General features: G+C 45.0%; 15 protein-coding genes. 14 read left to right on the top strand and 1 reads right to left on the bottom strand.

What is annotated here, in order from left to right; genetic code table 11:
• Positions 1–215: 215 nt before the first annotated feature.
• Positions 216–1,832 (bottom strand): SusR family glycan utilization regulator, encoded by a 1,617-nt coding sequence (susR, locus tag LZZ85_RS24110; RefSeq protein ID WP_237876131.1) that lies wholly within the window; start codon positions 1,830–1,832, stop codon positions 216–218.
• Between the two features lie 1,161 nt (positions 1,833–2,993).
• Between susR and hisG the strand changes: the two genes are divergently transcribed.
• From hisG to LZZ85_RS24040, 14 genes are all read left to right on the top strand, one after another.
• Positions 2,994–3,845 carry an ATP phosphoribosyltransferase gene (gene hisG, locus LZZ85_RS24105; protein WP_237876129.1) on the top strand — a complete coding sequence of 284 codons (852 nt, stop codon included), beginning with the start codon at positions 2,994–2,996 and terminating at the stop codon, positions 3,843–3,845.
• A gap of 17 nt (positions 3,846–3,862) precedes the next feature.
• Complete coding sequence (hisD, locus tag LZZ85_RS24100; protein WP_237876128.1) at positions 3,863–5,137, top strand: histidinol dehydrogenase; 1,275 nt, start codon at positions 3,863–3,865, stop codon at positions 5,135–5,137.
• A 105-nt stretch (positions 5,138–5,242) separates the two neighbouring features.
• Complete coding sequence (gene hisC, locus LZZ85_RS24095) at positions 5,243–6,313, top strand: histidinol-phosphate transaminase (protein ID WP_237876126.1); 1,071 nt, start codon at positions 5,243–5,245, stop codon at positions 6,311–6,313.
• A gap of 19 nt (positions 6,314–6,332) precedes the next feature.
• The gene (gene hisB / locus LZZ85_RS24090; RefSeq protein ID WP_237876124.1) at positions 6,333–7,466 is read left to right on the top strand and encodes a bifunctional histidinol-phosphatase/imidazoleglycerol-phosphate dehydratase HisB; all 1,134 of its coding nucleotides are present in this window, start codon (positions 6,333–6,335) and stop codon (positions 7,464–7,466) included.
• A 67-nt stretch (positions 7,467–7,533) separates the two neighbouring features.
• Positions 7,534–8,115, top strand: a complete 582-nt coding sequence (gene hisH, locus LZZ85_RS24085) for an imidazole glycerol phosphate synthase subunit HisH (RefSeq protein ID WP_237876122.1) — start codon at positions 7,534–7,536, stop codon at positions 8,113–8,115.
• Positions 8,116–8,117: 2 nt separating this feature from the next.
• Positions 8,118–8,525, top strand: a complete 408-nt coding sequence (locus tag LZZ85_RS24080; RefSeq protein WP_237876121.1) for a GNAT family N-acetyltransferase — start codon at positions 8,118–8,120, stop codon at positions 8,523–8,525.
• Entirely contained in the window at positions 8,525–9,241 is a 717-nt protein-coding gene (hisA, locus tag LZZ85_RS24075) for a 1-(5-phosphoribosyl)-5-[(5-phosphoribosylamino)methylideneamino]imidazole-4-carboxamide isomerase (protein WP_237876118.1), read from the top strand. Before LZZ85_RS24080 ends, hisA begins: the two co-directional genes overlap by 1 nt.
• A gap of 1 nt (position 9,242) precedes the next feature.
• Entirely contained in the window at positions 9,243–10,001 is a 759-nt protein-coding gene (hisF, locus tag LZZ85_RS24070) for an imidazole glycerol phosphate synthase subunit HisF (protein ID WP_237876116.1), read from the top strand.
• Between the two features lie 4 nt (positions 10,002–10,005).
• Positions 10,006–10,596: a bifunctional phosphoribosyl-AMP cyclohydrolase/phosphoribosyl-ATP diphosphatase HisIE gene (gene hisIE, locus LZZ85_RS24065; protein ID WP_237876114.1), complete on the top strand. Its 591-nt coding sequence runs from the start codon at positions 10,006–10,008 to the stop codon at positions 10,594–10,596.
• Between the two features lie 136 nt (positions 10,597–10,732).
• Positions 10,733–12,649: a TonB-dependent receptor plug domain-containing protein gene (locus LZZ85_RS24060; RefSeq protein WP_284698433.1), complete on the top strand. Its 1,917-nt coding sequence runs from the start codon at positions 10,733–10,735 to the stop codon at positions 12,647–12,649.
• 163 nt (positions 12,650–12,812) lie between these two features.
• Positions 12,813–13,448, top strand: a complete 636-nt coding sequence (locus LZZ85_RS24055) for a response regulator (RefSeq protein WP_237876112.1) — start codon at positions 12,813–12,815, stop codon at positions 13,446–13,448.
• A 465-nt stretch (positions 13,449–13,913) separates the two neighbouring features.
• Entirely contained in the window at positions 13,914–14,681 is a 768-nt protein-coding gene (locus LZZ85_RS24050; protein ID WP_237876110.1) for a 3'-5' exonuclease, read from the top strand.
• An 82-nt stretch (positions 14,682–14,763) separates the two neighbouring features.
• The gene (locus LZZ85_RS24045; protein ID WP_237876108.1) at positions 14,764–15,555 is read left to right on the top strand and encodes a polyprenol monophosphomannose synthase; all 792 of its coding nucleotides are present in this window, start codon (positions 14,764–14,766) and stop codon (positions 15,553–15,555) included.
• Positions 15,556–15,616: 61 nt separating this feature from the next.
• On the top strand, positions 15,617–16,588 hold the full coding sequence (locus LZZ85_RS24040; protein ID WP_237876106.1) for a DMT family transporter: 972 nt from the start codon (positions 15,617–15,619) through the stop codon (positions 16,586–16,588).
• The last annotated feature ends 30 nt before the right edge of the window (positions 16,589–16,618 follow it).

The raw sequence follows: 16,618 nt of genomic DNA, 5'->3' as shown, positions 1-16,618 counted from the left end.
CGTTATTCTTCCGTTCATCTTCCGTTATTTAATGGCAGATGAACGGAAGAACAACGGAGGATTAACGGAGGATTAACGGAGGATGAACGGAGGATGGCGCATCAAATGCCGATCAGATAAGCTCCCGTTACGGAACAAAATGACCGAAAACAGCTATGAAAACATGGTAAAATGAAGCTGAAGCGTTTTTGTGTATGATCTCCGGAGGGGAGTGGTTACTGGCCTTTGATCTGCATGATCTTCTTTTCAAACTCGTCATTGTTCACAAAAGACCGGTTCTTGATCTTGGTCTTGTATGTATTAATGGTATGAACGGAGTACTGGAGGATCCTGGCGATCTTTTCATTGTCATGGATTCCCATCCGGATCAGGGCAAAGATGCGGAGGTCTGTATTAAGCAGTTCGCCGTCTTTTAGTTCGAGTTGGTTATCCGGGGTGAAGAAGGCGTTGAATTCGGCAACGAAATTGGGGAAGAGTTTCAGGAATACCCTGTCAAAGTTTTGCAGCAGGTATTCTTTTTCCATCCGGAGATTGATATTATTCACGAGGAACTTGATCTCGTCCAGCTTGCGGTCTGTTACTTTTTGCTCCAGCGATTTTTTGAACCGTTCTATCTTATCGAAGAATTCGGAGTTGACGTTGAAGAAATAGCCGATATATTCTTCCTTGATCTTATTGGCTTCCGATAGCCGGTTGTTGACTTCAGACAACCGCTGGTTGATCTCCTGGTCGCGCAAATGAGCTTCCATGATCAGTTTCTTCGCGGCTTCGAGCTTTTTTACCTGCCGTAGAACAACGATGATCAGTACAATGACGCCTACCAGGAGCAGTGTTACGATGATCGCATAGGTGATCAGTGTTTTCTTTTGTTTTTCAACGAGGCTAAGCTTCTCACTCTCGATCAGCGGAAGTATATCACTTACTTTTACTTTTCGCTGGCGCGCGCCATAGAACGTTGCGTCAGAGATAGCCAGTTGTATGCAAAGCGATGCATTTTTTACATCTCCCTTCTTGTAAAGAAGATTGGCCAGGTTGAACGCTGCGGCGGTTTCTTTGGTGGAAGAATGAATATCTGCAATAGCTGCTTTGATCAGCAGGAGAATGGCTGTGTCGTTCTCTCCTTTTTGAATGTAAATATCGCTAAGCGTGGAAGCCGTTAGTGCAATTTCATGATGCGTGAGTGAAGGGTCTTCCATCAATTGACGGTATACCGCCAATGCACTGAGGTTGTCGCCTGAGCGGATGTCTTTTAATCCGCGGAAATAGCGGTCTGGAAAAGAACCTGGTTTAAAAAAACGAAGAGCTGAATCGAGGTAGGCATTTCCTTTTCGGACATAGTCGGGTGAGTGATAGCTGTCATTGCCAAAGTCGGCAAGGTCATAATAGAACCGCCCGATCACCTGGTAATACTCCATCTTCAGGCTGTCGGGCAGTCGTGTTACCTGGACCTGATTCAAAGAATCAGCTGCTTCTTTGAAAAGGCCGGCAGAGACGAGTGAGAAGCCGATCTTCAGTTTTGCCTGACCGATCCTGACCTGGTCATCAAGCACGGCCGCCATTTCGCGAAGCGTTGTTGCATAATGATAGGCTGAGTCGTATTTGAAAGATTTATACTCTTCGTACAGTTGAAGGCAGGTATTGTATTGCGAAAGGGGATCTTTACTCTCCCTGAATTCTTGCTTGATATGGGTGATCGCCGCCTGTTTTTTCATATCAATCACAGGAGCGTCCTTAATCGCCCTGTTCAGCTCTTCCAGTAAGGTTGATGCATTCTTCTGGCTCCGGGCGTCAAAGAACATGCATAGTAGCAAAGCAGTAAGTAATGGCCTCATAAAAATCGTCAGTAGGCCAAATTACGGGAAAAGTTTGATGTCGGGGTATTGGTGTTCGATGGTTGATGTTGTTTTAAAAGTTTCGGAGGTCTCAGAGGTTCCATAGGTTGATATTTCGCAAAAAGGGTTGGTGGGTACGGAAGGTTTGAGGGATTCCATAGGTTGATATCTCGGAAAGGTTTAGTAAAGTCCACGGGGGCTCTATACCTTCCCGCGGGGTAATATTCCCGTGGCGCGCCAGGATCCATACACCTTCGAGAGTTACGATCCATGCATCGCCGCGCGCAATTCATTCGCCGCGCGCGCAGGGCAGAAATGGGTATACGACAGCAACCGCATTGCTGCGTTTGACTGTCGTCGCCCACTTTTCAATTGTATCATTCCACATTTCCTATCTCATTCTTCCTTTTTTTGATCATAGATGCAATAAAAAAAACGCACCGCCCTTTTCAGGACTGCCCTCCTCCACCAGTCCTGAAAATGACGGTGACTAAGAAATTTCTCTGTTGTAAATATCGCTTTAGGTCAAAGGGAATCCATGGGAAAAACACAAGTTCTCCCGGGAAAATAACGGAAGTGTAGCGGTGAATAGACGATCGATAACATAAGCTGATGAACTCATCCATAACTGTTGCACGTGATCCGGGATATCGATGTTCGATGCGGGAAGGCCGATGGCCAAGCTTTAAAAGAGTATTATTTGCAATTTGTTTGGGGATAATAGAAAGCCTCTGGGCTGAGACCGTATCTGGAACGCACTTGCTCATGTAAGCATGACGCGCAGATTTTTCAAAGAAGATGTTTTAAAAACCGACCCCGAACATTGGTAAAAAAAATGGGGCCAGGATAAAAATCCAGCCCCGTTTTTAAAATCCAATATCCTATGAAAAACCGAGACAATATTAAATCTAATTTTTGACATCGCCAACTATTCCTTAGGGTATTTTCTATTTTTCTTAATGGTTAACTCTTAAGAAATAAAATTTTGCTGTTTCCGTATGCTTCCTAATTTTGCGCTACCAATAAACATGACAGTAATTCTCCATATTCATCATCATCATCTTGCCAAACGGTAAGCTGGGATGGTATTATGTAGACTAAAACATAATTAATCGTTGAAAGGCTTACCAGAACTGGTAAGCCTTTTTTATTTGTAAGTATATGAAAATCAAGATTGCAATTCAAAAGTCCGGCCGTTTACACGATGATTCGGTGCGTTTATTCAAAGAATGCGGAATCGATATTTCCAATGGAGGGAACAAACTGAAGTCAACCGCCTCCAACTTTCCGCTTGAAGTTTATTTTTTGCGGGATGATGATATCCCTCAATACGTTGAAGATGGGGTGGCTGATCTTGGGATTGTAGGAGAGAACGTTGTGTACGAGAAGAAAAAGCAGGTAGAAGTGCTTGAGCAGCTGGGGTTTGGAAAATGCCGCCTCTCGATCGCCGTGACCCGGAATGAGACTTATGACCGGCAGTTCCTGGCGGGTAAGCGAATTGCCACAAGCTATCCGGTAATACTGCAGGAGTATCTCGATAAACATAATATAAGTGCGGAAATCCACGAGATCAGCGGAAGTGTGGAGATCGCGCCGGGCATTGGTCTTGCAGAAGCGATCTGCGACCTGGTAAGCAGCGGATCGACCCTGCTCACCAATGGTTTGAAAGAGGTGGAGACCATTCTGCAGTCCCAGGCGGTGCTGATCAGAAATCAGAGCCTGAGCGCTGAGCAGGAGCAGATCCTTCAGCGACTCCTGTTCCGCATCCGCTCCGTAAAACAGGCCCGCAATAATAAATACATCCTCCTGAATGCGCCGAACGACAAGCTGGACGAGATCATCGGATTGCTCCCGGGGATGAAAAGCCCAACGGTGTTGCCACTGGCAACCTCCGGGTGGTGCAGCGTTCACAGCGTGATCGATGAGAATGATTTCTGGAACCTGATCGAGCAGCTGAAGGCTGCGGGTGCCCAGGGAATCCTGGTCGTACCGATCGAAAAAATGATTTTATAAGATCTACAATTGATAATATGCAATTGATCATTCACCCGGAGCGCACTCAATGGCCAGCCATACTTGCACGGCCAACGCAGGATCCGGCTCAACTCGAAAAAGCGATCCGCCAGGTATTAAATAAAGTGAAAGAGAATGGAGATGAAGCCCTCCGTCAATTTACTCAGCAGTTTGACGGAGTGTCGATCGGGCAACTGGAAGTAACTGAGCAGGAAATAAGCACTGCGGGCTCCCTGATCAGCGATGCTTTAAAGCAGGCCATCGGGACCGCAAAAAAGAACATCGAGACATTTCATTCTTTTCAGATGACGGAAGAACCGGCAGTGGCAGTAATGCCAGGTGTGAAATGCTGGCGCCGATCAGTAGGGATCGAAAAGGTCGGTCTTTATATTCCCGGAGGGACGGCTCCTTTGTTTTCGACCGTCCTGATGCTGGGGGTACCTGCTAAACTTGCCGGATGCAAAGAGATCATTTTATGTACTCCACCGCAAAAGGATGGTACTGTTCATCCGGCGATCCTGTTTGCTGCGCAACTCGCAGGAATTACAAAGATCTTCAAAGTGGGAGGCTCGCAGGCGATCGCTGCAATGGCCTATGGCACAGAGAGTGTGCCGAAAGTATCTAAGATCTTCGGGCCGGGTAATCAGTATGTAAACGGTGCAAAACAATTGGTGCAGGCTGATAATACGGCGATCGATATGCCGGCTGGTCCAAGTGAAGTATGTGTGCTTGCCGATGACTCTGCCAATGCTGCATTTGTTGCAGCTGACCTTTTATCCCAGGCAGAACATGGTCCTGACAGCCAGGTCTTGCTGGTCACCACTTCGGCCCCGTTCGCTGAAGCGGTAAAAAAAGAAATTGCCAGCCAGGTAAGCCTTCTTCCGCGTGAAGCCTTCGCGCAGCAATCACTCACGAACAGCCGCGCGGTTGTATTATCCTCAATCGATGATGCAATTGATCTGGTAAATCAATATGCCGCGGAACACCTCATTATTGCCTGCGAAAACGAAATGTCGTTAGGAGACCGGGTGATCAATGCCGGCTCGGTTTTCCTGGGTAATTATTCGCCGGAAAGTGCGGGGGATTATGCAAGCGGAACCAATCACACTTTGCCAACCAATGGTTTTGCTGCTGCTTACAGCGGTGTGAGTGTAGATAGCTTTGTGAAGAAGATCACCTATCAGCAACTTACCAGGGAAGGTCTTCAGCAACTTGCTCCGGTGATCGAAGAAATGGCCATTGCTGAAGGGCTCGACGCGCATGCCAACGCCGTTCGTGTCAGGCTGAAGTGATCGTTTTCCAGTTTAATAGTTTTAATGTTTAAGGTTACAAACCTGAAGACGCTTCAACTATCAAACTTTTGAACGCTTGAACATTAAATTTTTAAACTTTTTTTGATGAGCGACAGAATAACAAAACTTGTCCGTAACAACATAAGAAATGTAAAGCCCTATTCTTCCGCACGTGATGAATTCAGCGGTGAGGCAAAAGTTTTTCTTGATGCAAATGAGAACAGCCTGGGGTCTCCCACTACAAAGTGGTATAACCGCTATCCTGATCCATATCAGCATAAAGTAAAAGAGGCGATCAGTAAGGTGAAATCTATTTCTGCGGAGCATATCTTTCTTGGCAATGGAAGCGATGAATGTATAGATCTGCTCTACCGATGTTTTTGTGAGCCCCGGAAAGATAATGTGATCATCTGCCCGCCCACCTATGGGATGTATGAAGTGAGTGCTTCCATTAATGATATCGGGCTCAGGAAAGCGCCGCTTACACCGGAGTTTCAACTGGATCTCGGAGCGATAGAATCTTTGGTGGATAGTAACACAAAGATCATCTGGATTTGCTCGCCGAATAACCCAACGGGTAATAGCTTGAGATATGAAGATATTGCGATGCTGCTGAATAATTTTGAAGGACTGGTAGTGGTGGATGAAGCATACATCAATTTCTCGCGTCAGCGTTCGTTGCTTGCGGAGATCGATGAATATCCAAACCTGGTGATACTTCAAACATTCAGCAAGGCGTGGGGCCTGGCAGCGTTGCGTCTTGGGATGGCATTTGCGTCGCCGGAGATCGTTGAATGGCTGAACAAGATCAAACCTCCGTATAATATTAACCAGGCAACGCAGGAACTTGGATTAAAGGCGCTGGAAGAGACAGGCCAGGTCAATGATATGATCCGTGAGATCGTGGCAATGCGTGAAGAGCTGGCTAACGTTTTCTACAGGATGCCGCTCGTGCAGCATGTTTATCCGTCTGATGCAAATTTTTTATTGGTGAAAGTACGCGAAGCTGCAACAGTGTATCAATACCTGCTATCGAAAGGGATCGTTGTTCGCGATAGAAGCAAAGTTCAGTTATGTGAAGGATGCCTTCGCATAACTATCGGAACGGAAGCTGAAAATACATTGCTGGTAGATGCAATGATCGACTACATGAAAACATCAGTTCCTGCAAACTAAACAACTCAAAACTTCTTATATGCAAAAGCGGGTTTTATTCCTGGACAGAGATGGCGTGATATTGAAAGAGCAGCCACCGGATTATCAACTGGACAAGCTGGAGAAAATTCATTTTATGAAAGGGGTAATCACCAACCTGTCACGTATTGCAGGTTCGCTGGATTATTACAAAGTGCTTATCTCAAACCAGGATGGTCTTGGTACGGATATTTTTCCGGAAAACACGTTTTGGCCTTACCAGGATCTGATGATCCGCACACTGGAAGGGGAAGGATTTGTTTTTGATGAAGTGCATATTGATAAAACATTCGAGCATGAAAATGCCCCGACGCGTAAGCCGGGTACGGGTTTGCTGACGCATTTTTTCGATACAGAAAAATATGATCTGGCCAATTCATTTATGGTTGGTGACAGGTGGACGGATATGCAGCTGGCGCGAAACCTTGGTGTGCGTGGCATACTGATAAGATCTCCTTTTCTTCCATTAACACCAGAACAGGAGGAGGAATACAGTGATGTGATCGCTCTTGCAACAGATGATTGGAATGAGATCTACGCGTTCCTGAAAAATGGCCTGAGGAAAGTGCGTCATGAAAGGAATACGAACGAAACAAAGATCGCTGTTGAACTGAATGCGGATGGGTCCGGCAAAGCTAATATTCATACCGGTCTTGGTTTTTTTGATCATATGCTTGATCAGATAGCAAGGCATGGCAAGCTGGATCTCACCATTGAATGCAAAGGAGATCTGCACATAGATGAACATCATACCATCGAGGATACCGGGCTTGCACTTGGTGAAGCCTTTGCAAAAGCACTGGCAGATAAAACCGGTCTTGAAAGATATGGCTTTGCATTGCCGATGGATGACGCAGAAGCAAAAGTGCTGATCGATTTCGGCGGGCGCCCATGGATCGTTTGGGATGCGGAGTTCAAGCGCGAGAAGATAGGAGAGATGCCTACGGAAATGTTCTTCCATTTCTTTAAGTCATTCAGTGATGCGGCTAAATGTAATCTTAATATCAGTTGCAGAGGAGACAACGAACATCATAAGATAGAAGCGATCTTCAAAGCTTTTGCAAAGGCTATTCGCATGGCCGTGAAAAAAGATCCATTCAGTAACTATCTGCCCAGTACGAAAGGGGTTTTGTAAAATAAAAAGTAAAAGTTCTTTTTAATCAGATACTTCTGTTTATGGGCGTTTTTTTGACTTTGAAATTATGAATACAGCAATAATAAAATATAACGCAGGCAATATTCAGTCAGTTCTTTTTGCGTTAGAACGATTGAATGCGCCCGCTGTGGTAACAGATGATCCCGCGCTGATCCGTGAAGCAGATAAAGTGATCTTTCCGGGAGTGGGCGAAGCAAGCTCCGCCATGCAATATCTTCGTGAGAGAAGATTGGATGAAGTGATCAAAAGTCTTGAGCAGCCTGTATTGGGGATATGCCTGGGTATGCAGCTGATGTGTACGCACAGTGATGAAGGAGACACAACCTGTCTTGGCATATTTGATACACAGGTGAAAAAGTTTGATCAGGGATTAAAAACGCCTCAGATCGGTTGGAATCAGGCAAAGCAAAAAAGACCGGAGCTGTTCGCCGGTTTTGATGAGGATCCTTATTTCTATTTTGTTCACAGTTACTATGCAGGAGTCTGTGATGAAACTGCCGCTACAACGGAATATGGCCTTTCCTTCAGCAGTGCTTTGCAAAAGAAGAATTTTTACGGAGTACAGTTTCACCCGGAAAAAAGTGCTGAAGCCGGACAAATACTACTTGAAAACTTCTTAAAACTATGATCATGGATATCCGTTCCGTTGACCTAGAAACGATCTGGAAGATCAGGCAGGAAGTAATGTACCCGGCTGAAGAACTAAATTATGTACAATTACCGGATGATGGATCTGGCAGACACCTCGGATTATATGCCGGCGATGTCCTCGTATCGATCGTATCACTTTTCGAGAGAGGAGATGATCTTCAGTTCAGGAAATTTGCAACATTGACCAGAGAGCAGGGTAAGGGGTATGGATCAGATCTGCTGCAATACGTGATGGATCTTGGTGTTGCCGAAGGCCGTAAATCGATATGGTGTAATGCCCGTGTAGCTGCCAGTGGTTTCTACGAAAAGTTCGGCATGTATACAACCGGCGGAACATGGTGGACAAAAGATATTGAATTTGTAAAAATGGAAAAACAATTTAACTGATGCAGATCATTCCTGCCATAGATATTATTGACGGAAAATGTGTTCGCCTGACGCAGGGCGATTACAATCAGCAAACAACGTATCACAATGATCCGTTGGAAATGGCCAAACGTTTTGAAGATGCCGGGCTCCATCGCCTTCATCTTGTTGACCTGGACGGAGCCCGGAAGAAATCTGTACAAAACTGGAAAGTGCTGGAGAGCATAGCAGGGAGAACCGCCCTTGAAGTTGATTTTGGAGGTGGCATCAGCACGCGGGAAGATGTAAAGCTTGTCCTGGAGTCCGGTGCTAAATGGGCAACTGTTGGCAGCATTGCGGTGAAGAATGAAGAAGAGCTCCAGCACTGGTTCGATGATTTTGGCGCAGATAAGTTCATGCTTGGTGCGGATGTAAAAGATGGACTCATCGCCATTCACGGATGGATGGAAACAGCTGGTATCACTGTGTTCGATTTTATCAGAAAATATATCGCCAAAGGCGTCACGAATGTTTTTTGTACCGATGTAAGCAAGGATGGGAAACTCGAAGGGCCTTCCATTGATCTTTATAAAGAGATATTAGCCGCCTTTCCCTCGCTTTGGTTTATCGCAAGCGGTGGGGTTTCGTCTGTGGAAGATCTTGAAGAGTTGAAGGGAATAGGCTGCCGCGGTGCGATCGTCGGTAAGGCTATCTATGAGAATCGTATAAGCCTCGAACAATTAAAAGCGTTTGCATAGTATGTTAACAAAGAGAATCATTCCCTGTTTGGATATAAAAGACGGCAGAACGGTAAAAGGGACAAACTTCGTTCAGTTGAAAGATGCGGGAGATCCTATAGAGCTTGCTGCCATGTACGCAAGCCAGGGAGCAGATGAACTCGTGTTCCTGGATATCACTGCTACTCATGAAAGGAGGAAGACGCTCGCTGATCTTGTGAATAAAGTGGCCCGGCAGATCAATATCCCGTTTACCGTTGGCGGCGGGATCAGCACGGTTGAGGATGTAAGAATACTGCTGCAAAATGGTGCTGATAAAATATCAGTGAACACTGCAGCTGTGAAAAATCCTGCGCTTATCAATGAACTGGCGAAAGAATTCGGCAGTCAGTGTGTAGTGCTGGCGATCGATACAAAACTGGAAGACGACGGGGAGTGGTATGTATATCTCACGGGTGGTCGTACTAAAACAAATATCAGGTGTGTTGACTGGGCGCGGAAAGCCGTGGATCTTGGTGCGGGGGAGATCTTGCTGACGTCAATGAATCATGACGGAACAAAGTCGGGATTTGCATTGTCCATCACCAAACGATTGTCAACCTCATTGCCTGTACCGGTCATTGCCAGTGGCGGTGGTGGTACGATGCAGCATTTTGTGGACGTATTCAAAGAAGCTTCAGCGGATGCGGCGCTTGCTGCAAGCATTTTTCATTTTAAAGAGATCAGTATTCCGGATCTTAAAAATTATCTGAGTGATCAGGATATTTCCATAAGAAAATAAGTATATGAAAATTGATTTTTCGAAATACAGTGACGGGCTGGTGCCTGTAATAATCCAGGACAGTCGAACGGCAAAAGTACTGATGCTTGGGTTCATGAATGAAGAAGCATTGGCCAAAACCCAGGAGATAAGGAAGGTGACGTTCTTTAGCCGCAGTAAGCAGCGTTTGTGGACCAAGGGAGAAGAGAGCGGCAATTTTCTTTTGCTTGAAAGCATTGCTGTTGATTGCGACCAGGATACGCTGCTGGTCAAAGCAAAGCCGGTGGGGCCGGTTTGCCATACCGGTGCGGATACCTGTTTTAATGAAACAAACAAACCCGCATTTCTCCAGGTCTTAAGCGATACGATCCGTAATCGTTTTGAAGACAGAAGTGATAAATCCTATACCTCAGGTTTATTTGATAGGGGGATCAATAAAGTAGCACAGAAAGTGGGAGAGGAGGCTGTTGAACTGGTCATAGAAGCAAAAGATAATGACGATGACCGTTTCCTGAATGAAGCGTCTGACCTTTTGTTTCATTACATGGTATTACTTCGTGCAAAGGGTTTTTCGATTGACGATGTATTGCATGTACTTGAAACACGGCATAAGTAACAGTGATGTGCCTGCTGGTTAGATCGGGAAGGAGTCGCTTTTAGTGAAGTTTTGGTCATGGTTGACAACTGTCTGTTTTGTTGACCACTGGTCACTACATGTGTATTATTCCAGTTAGTTCTCTTAAGTTTGCTGCATGAAAACCATTCTAACTGTGTGTGCACTGGGCGCTGCTTCATTTGCAATGGCCCAGCAAAGCGAATTGGAACTCGATCCTGTAACTATCACCGCGTCTGTTCAGCCGAAGCCGGTTTCTCAAACAGGACGGAACATTATAACGTTCAAGGGCTCTTCTTTTAATAATCTTCCCGTACATTCTGTAGATGAGCTGCTGAGATACCTCCCTGGTGTCGAAATGCAAATGCGCGGCCCGATGGGCTCTCAAAGTGATATAGTATTGCGTGGTGGAACCTTTCAGCAGGTGTTGATTATGCTGGATGGGGTTAGGATCAATGATCCGAATACGGGGCATTTCAGTAGTTATATCCCCATTGCTCCGGCCGAGATCGAACGTATCGAAGTACTTAAAGGCGCTTCTTCCGCGATCTACGGCTCAGAAGCTGTAGGTGGCGTGGTTCATATCATTACCAAAAGTTTTGCGGCAAGACGCAAGCAGCAGAAACTGCAGTTGCAGGGTCAGGTCTCAGGTGGGGAGTATGATCTCTTTTCTGGGAATGTTGGCGGCTTGTATCAATCCGGCAATACCGCGATCAGCGGAGGTTTCCTTAGTAATAATACTGATGGTCAGCTTCAGCGGGGTACAAGAGGGTATGTACATGCCAATACAGCGTCGCTGTCGGCCAACCATTTTATTAACGAGCAATGGCAGGTAGCTGCCCGCGTAGCTTACGATAACCGGGATTTTTCAGCCCAGAATTTTTACACCACTTTTCTAAGTGATACAGCCCGCGAGGAAGTCCGTACTGTATGGACGCAGCTTCGGGTTTCTTACTCCGGCGTTGATCACAAAGTAAACATCGATGCGGGCTACAAAGATGTTAAAGACGACTATGCATATAATAAGGTATCCATTGCGAATGCCAGTACAAGCCGGATGTTCCAGGTAATTGCAACAGACGAATGGAAGCTCTCACAACAAACATCGATGGTCAGTGGTGTACAGTTTATCAATAAAGAGATCAGTTCAAATGATCGCGGAGATCATCAGGTGCCACAAGGCGGAGCATTTATACTGATAAACCATTCTTTTTTACAAGGGTTTACCATTAATCCTGCATTGAGACTTGATTGGAATGAACGTTCAGGGACAGAACTGATTCCTCAAATCAGCATGGCTTATCGTTATAATTCAATTCGCTTCAGGGGAAGTGCAGGTAAAACGATCCGTGATGCTGATTTTACAGAGCGGTTTAATAATTATAATAAACCTTCAGTTGCCAGTGGGCGTATAGGTAATCCTGATCTTGCGGCGGAACGTTCTTTTAGTTATGAAGCAGGTGCGGATTATTTCGTTGGTGCTGCATTAAAGATCGGGGCTACTTTTTTCCAGCGATATCATAGAAAGCTGATAGATTATGTCACCACACCCTATGCAGATATGCCAAGAAAAGATAATCTTGTAGCAGGTGGTACATATGCACTGGCAAAGAATATTGCGAAGGTGAACACCACAGGTGCGGAGCTGGATATCCAGTACCAGCGCAAGTTTCAGAAGAATAGCAATCTTTACGCGGGAGCCGGATTGGTGTGGTTGAACAGCAAAAGCAGTGAGCTCACGCCATCATTTTATGTATCATCACATGCTCGTTTTATGAGTAACTTTTTTGTTGAATATACATATCACAGGTTCTTAATCAGTGTGAATGGAATTTATAAGAACAGAGCAACACAAGATGCACCGGCAATTCATGCTGTAGTAGAAAAAGATTATTTTGTTTTCAATGCGAGGGCTGCATTTTATACATGGGAGCAGAAAATGAATATATTTGTACGAGTTGATAATATTACCAACACCAGGTATAGCGATTTATTAGGCGCACAAATGCCGGGACGTTGGTTGACAGGGGGAGTTAGCTTTGCGTTTTCACGCTGATATATCGGGTAGATCTTAAACAGTAATACTTGATATTTGTCAACAGAAGCATTCTAATATTTATTAGAATTGTTTTGAAAACGTAGAATTGATTTTTTTTATGTAACTTATTAACTCTTTGGAGAAAGCCTTATCTGAAAATATTACAAGCTCATATCCATCCATGGAAAAAGTGACCATCCTACTAGTTGACGACCACAAACTGATCAGAGATTCCTGGTCTTTTATTCTGAACAGTGATCCGCGTTTCATTGTAATCGCAGAAACGAGTTCGGGGGAGGAAGCTATACAAATTGCCGCTCAGAAAACACCTGACATTATTTTAATGGACGTGAATATGAGCCCGGTGAACGGTTTCGATGCTACGAAACAGATCCAAAAGATCTCACCTGAATCTAAAGTTATCGGTGTATCAATGCATACCATGCCCGCATACGCTAAACGAATGTTACAGTTGGGTGCGATGGGCTATGTCACGAAAAACTCTTCAAAGGAAGAAATGATCGCTGCGATCATTGAAGTAAGCGAAGGCAAAAAATACATCTGCGAAGAAGTCAAAAATATCCTGGCCCAGCAGGAGCTTGATGAAACAGCTGCGCAGGGAGACATGAATAACCTATCCCGCAGGGAGATAGATATCATAAAATTGATCAAGGAAGGTATGTCCTCCAAGCAAATCGCGCTGGAGCTGGATATATCCCTCAAAACGGTGGAAGTACACCGCTACAATATTCTCAAGAAATTAAAGCTGAAGAATACAGCAGCCCTTGTTAATTTCATTAATATCAAGGGCTTGTAAGAATGCGTTTAGCCGATTTGTTTGTCTTTTACAACTTGTTTGGTTGAGACGTTCATTGGGCAGCCATACTTACGTGAAGAGGCGCATGATGTAGAAGCTACAACTAATACTAAAAGGGAAACGGCGGCAAATAAGGTTTTCATTTTCATTGTTGGGTATTTCATCTGAGGTATAAACGTCTGGCAGACGTTATTTATTATGCAAATATAAAGCCCATTTTGAGAGATGCAAGAGGGCGGGTAGAGATTCAAGGGCCGACAACCCTTTCCCGATAGCCGGCTTGTATATTTAACTGATTGTTTTACAAAGGGTTTTCAGTATTTTAACGAAGTGACCCAAAGGTCTTCACAGGGTTCTTCGTTCACCGGCCCTCGAACATCGGGCATCCATATCCGGCCGGCGAACAATTCAAAACGAAACCCCTACCTTTACCGCCAGAATTTTTTTAAGAGAAACTCAGAACTGATGTTGAAGCTGACAAAACCGCTTGCCTTTATCGATCTTGAAACTACAGGTACAAACCTCGGAACAGATCGTATCGTTGAAATTGCCATCGTCAAAATCCTTCCGGATGGCACCCGTAGTGTGAAAAGAAAGCTTATCAACCCGGAAATGCCTATTTCCAAAGGGTCTTCCGATATACACGGGATCACAGATGAAATGGTCAAAGATGCACCCAGTTTCAAACAGGTAGCCAATGAGTTAAAGCAGGTGCTGGACGGCTGCGATATTGCGGGCTATAACAGCAACCGCTTTGATGTGCCCCTCCTGGTAGAAGAATTTCTTCGTGTGCAGGTTGATTTTGATCTCAAAAGCCGTAAACTCGTGGACGTGCAGAAGATCTTCCATCAGATGGAGCAACGCACCCTTAGCGCTGCTTATAAATTCTATTGCAATAAAAACCTCGAAGGAGCACATGGTGCGGAAGTGGATGCAAGTGCAACCCATGAAGTACTTGAGGCTCAATTAGAAAAATACCCCGCCCTGGGTCAGACCGTGGATTCTATCCTCAAATGCATCGGAGAAGAAGTCATCGTTGATTTCGCACGCCGCTTCACCATGGAAAATGGTGTGGAAGTATTCAACTTCGGAAAATTCAAAGGCCGCGCTGTTTCTGAAGTATTGAAAGCAGAACCGCAGTATTATGACTGGATGATGAAGGGCGATTTCCCCCAACATACCAAGCAAAAACTTACCGAGATCTATACCCGGACTATGCTTAAGAAAGCATAAGAACGTTAACGACTTGTGTACAATTTTTAACACGTAATCTTTATCGATTTCCGTAAATTCGCTACTTCAGGCATTGATTATAGTGGAAAAAATTGTCATTATACCGACTTATAACGAGCGCGAGAATATCAGTAAGATCTTGCATGCCATCTTCAATCTCAATGAAGGTTTTCATGTATTGGTGATCGATGATGGTTCTCCGGATGGAACAGCGCAGATCGTTAAAGAACTTCAGTCAAAATTCCCCGGTCAATTATTTATCGCTGAACGTAAAGGAAAGCTGGGACTCGGTACCGCATACATTTATGGTTTCAAATGGGCGATCGCTAATAAGTATGAATTCATCTTCGAGATGGATGCTGACTTTTCGCACAACCCTAATGATCTTTCCCGCCTTTACATGGCTTGTAAATCTGAAGGGGCTGATCTTGCAATAGGATCCCGTTATGTGCAGGGAGGCGGTGTGGTGAACTGGCCAGCAAATCGGATTGCCCTTTCCAAAGGGGCATCGATCTATACACGAATGATCACCTGGATGCCGGTCAAAGATCCTACCGCCGGTTTCGTTTGTTATCGCCGCCGCGTACTGGAAACGATCAACCTCGATGAGATCCGCTTCACTGGTTACGCTTTCCAGATCGAAATGAAATTTGCGACATGGAAGCTCGACTTCAAATTAAAGGAAGTGCCGATCATTTTCCAGGATCGTACTTTCGGCGTATCGAAAATGAATAAGGGCATTGTTAAAGAAGGTATACTTGGGGTATTGAAACTTCGCTGGCATAGCCTGTTCACGAACTACCGTAAACGCGTACAGAATACGGCGGATATCGGGATCTCCCAGGTTCGTAAGAACGAAATGATCGCCGATTAATAATCTCATACACATTTTTTCCTGATTCTGCTGATGATGACCATTTATTTCATCAGGTGAAATGACGTTTCTGTATATTCAACGTTACATAGACATCGCTTCACTGCAAATGAAAAAAGCTTTTTTTCAACTTCATATTTCTGTCTTTCTTGCCGGATTCACGGGGATCCTTGGCCGGCTGATCACTCTCAATGAAGGGATGATGGTCTGGTACCGTCTGCTGATCACCGCCTTGAGCATGTGGGTATTGTATGCCGTATTCTCCAAACGCCTGCAAAAGATCTCCTGGCAGGATATACTCAAGATCAGCGCGGTGGGTTTTACCGCAGCGATGCATTGGGTGACCTTCTATGGTGCGATCAAATATGCAAACATATCCGTTGGGCTGGTCTGCTTTTCTGCAGTGGGCTTTTTTACAGCGCTTGCAGAGCCGCTGATCCTGCGTAAAAAGATCAACCGGACGGAGCTTCTTCTCGGGCTGATCACTATCGGCGGGATCTATATCATTTTTCATTTTGATACTGAATATAAAACGGGTATTATACTGGGGATCATTTCAGCATTTCTTGGATGTCTGTTCCCTATCTTCAACAGGCGGTTTCTCCAAAGGATCAATGTTGAAACGGTTCTTACCTGGCAGATCACCGGGGGATTTATTACGCTGTCCGTATTGCTCCCATTCTATCTGCAGCAATTTCCCGTCAGCCGGTTCCTTCCCGGTTGGGAGGATCTTTTGTGGCTGCTGGTGCTTTCATGGATCTGTTCTGTACTTGCATTCAGGCTAACAGCGAATGCACTAAAACATCTATCCGCATTTACCGTCAATCTTACCTACAATCTTGAACCTGTATATGGCATTTTGCTGGCGTTTATGGTGTACAATGAAAATCAGTACCTGAGTCGCTGGTTTTATCTTGGTTTTGCCGTCATAATAGGCGTGTTGGCCTTTCACGTGTTTCTGGTTATCCGATCTGAAAAGCGTGCCAAGGCCCTTCAAGAAGAACTGCATCCTGATGAGAAGATAACATTGTAGCTGTATGTCTAACTGCCGGGAATCCGGGGT

The organism is Terrimonas ginsenosidimutans, from assembly GCF_022012415.1.
GTDB classification, from domain to species: domain Bacteria; phylum Bacteroidota; class Bacteroidia; order Chitinophagales; family Chitinophagaceae; genus Terrimonas_A; species Terrimonas_A ginsenosidimutans.
Note: the sequence above shows the minus strand (reverse complement) of the source record. Positions and strands in the feature narration are given on the sequence as shown.

Coding starts and splice junctions, on each gene's coding strand:
- hisIE (WP_237876114.1), top strand. CDS start 10,006: ATGAAAATTGATTTTTCGAAATACAGTGACGGGCTGGTGCCTGTAATA.
- LZZ85_RS24040 (WP_237876106.1), top strand. CDS start 15,617: ATGACGTTTCTGTATATTCAACGTTACATAGACATCGCTTCACTGCAA.
- susR (WP_237876131.1), bottom strand. CDS start 1,832: ATGAGGCCATTACTTACTGCTTTGCTACTATGCATGTTCTTTGACGCC.
- LZZ85_RS24050 (WP_237876110.1), top strand. CDS start 13,914: ATGTTGAAGCTGACAAAACCGCTTGCCTTTATCGATCTTGAAACTACA.
- LZZ85_RS24055 (WP_237876112.1), top strand. CDS start 12,813: ATGGAAAAAGTGACCATCCTACTAGTTGACGACCACAAACTGATCAGA.
- hisC (WP_237876126.1), top strand. CDS start 5,243: ATGAGCGACAGAATAACAAAACTTGTCCGTAACAACATAAGAAATGTA.
- hisH (WP_237876122.1), top strand. CDS start 7,534: ATGAATACAGCAATAATAAAATATAACGCAGGCAATATTCAGTCAGTT.
- hisB (WP_237876124.1), top strand. CDS start 6,333: ATGCAAAAGCGGGTTTTATTCCTGGACAGAGATGGCGTGATATTGAAA.
- hisA (WP_237876118.1), top strand. CDS start 8,525: ATGCAGATCATTCCTGCCATAGATATTATTGACGGAAAATGTGTTCGC.
- hisD (WP_237876128.1), top strand. CDS start 3,863: ATGCAATTGATCATTCACCCGGAGCGCACTCAATGGCCAGCCATACTT.
- hisF (WP_237876116.1), top strand. CDS start 9,243: ATGTTAACAAAGAGAATCATTCCCTGTTTGGATATAAAAGACGGCAGA.
- hisG (WP_237876129.1), top strand. CDS start 2,994: ATGAAAATCAAGATTGCAATTCAAAAGTCCGGCCGTTTACACGATGAT.
- LZZ85_RS24080 (WP_237876121.1), top strand. CDS start 8,118: ATGGATATCCGTTCCGTTGACCTAGAAACGATCTGGAAGATCAGGCAG.
- LZZ85_RS24060 (WP_284698433.1), top strand. CDS start 10,733: ATGAAAACCATTCTAACTGTGTGTGCACTGGGCGCTGCTTCATTTGCA.